Origin of the sequence: Bradyrhizobium sp. 132 (genome assembly GCF_023074185.1) — a bacterium.
Classification (GTDB): Bacteria; Pseudomonadota; Alphaproteobacteria; order Rhizobiales; family Xanthobacteraceae; genus Bradyrhizobium.
This window is the reverse complement of record NZ_JADPKY010000130.1, coordinates 1-1362: the sequence shown is the minus strand read 5'-3', so window position 1 is coordinate 1362 and position 1362 is coordinate 1. Positions and strand designations below refer to the sequence as shown.

Here is a 1362-nt window from a genome sequence, read left to right as displayed (position 1 = left end):
GAAGCTGAGCGAGGCCGAACCGGTGTTGCCGAAGCTGTCGGTCTGGCTTGCCACGATGGTGTGCGATCCATCGGCCAGCCCGCTCGGGAGGAACGACCAGGCGCCTTGCGCGTCGGTGGTCGCGGTGGCCACGACCGGAGTGCCGTCAATGGTGAAGTGCACCACGGTGTTGGCAAGGCCGGTGCCGCTCAGCGCCGGGTTGGCGGTGACGTGGTCGGTGGCCGAGCTGCCGGTGTCGACGGTGAGGGTCTCGGTCACCGTCGGACCGGTGGTGCTGAGCGTGTAGACCACCGCGCTGCTGGTGGCGGTGTTGCCGGCGGCATCGCTCACCCGTGCGGTCAGCGAGTTGCTGCCGTTGTTGAGGCTGACCGTGGTGCTCCAGCTGCCGTTGCCCTGCACGATGGCGGTGCCGATCGGCGTGGTGCCGTCGAGGATGGTGACGCTGGCGCCGGCATCGGCGACGTCGACCGTGCCGGTGATGGCCTGGCTGGCCTGGTTAGTCGCCCCACCCGGGCTGGTGATGGCGACCGTCGGCGCCGCCGTGTCGAGGGTGAAGCTCAGCGAGGCCGAACCGATGTTGCCGAAGCTGTCGGTCTGGCTCGCCACGATGGTGTGCAGTCCGTCCGCCAGCCCGCTCGGGAGGAACGACCACGCCCCTTGCGCATCGGTGGTCGCCGTGGCCGCGACCGGAGTGCCGTCGATGGTGAAGTGCACCACGGTGTTGGCAAGGCCGGTGCCGCTCAGCGCCGGGTTGGCGGTGACGTGGTCGGTGGCCGAGCTGCCGGTGTCGACGGTGAGGGTCTCGGTCACTGTCGGACCGGTGGTGCTGAGCGTGTAGACCACCGCGCTGCTGGTGGCGGTGTTGCCGGCGGCATCGCTCACCCGTGCGGTCAGCGAGTTGGCTCCATTGTTGAGGCTGACCGTGGTGCTCCAGCTGCCGTTGCCCTGCACGATGGCGGTGCCGATCGGCGTGGTGCCGTCGAGGATGGTGACGCTGGCGCCGGCATCGGCGACGTCGACCGTGCCGGTGATGGCCTGGCTGGCCTGGTTAGTCGCCCCACCCGGGCTGGTGATGGCGACCGTCGGCGCCGCCGTGTCGAGGGTGAAGCTCAGCGAGGCCGAACCGATGTTGCCGAAGCTGTCGGTCTGGCTTGCCACGATGGTGTGCGATCCGTCCGCCAGCCCGCTCGGGAGGAACGACCAGGCGCCTTGCGCGTCGGTGGTCGCCGTGGCCACGACCGGAGTGCCGTCAATGGTGAAGTGCACCACGGTGTTGGCAAGGCCGGTGCCGCTCAGCGCCGGGTTGGCGGTGACGTGGTCGGTGGCCGAGCTGCCGGTGTCGACGGTGAGGGTCTCGGTCAC

General features: G+C 69.9%; 1 protein-coding gene. It reads right to left on the bottom strand.

Annotated elements, in window-relative coordinates; translation table 11 throughout:
- Positions 1-1362 (bottom strand): Ig-like domain-containing protein (locus IVA74_RS27400; protein WP_247349532.1); only part of this gene is annotated, 1362 nt, incomplete at both ends.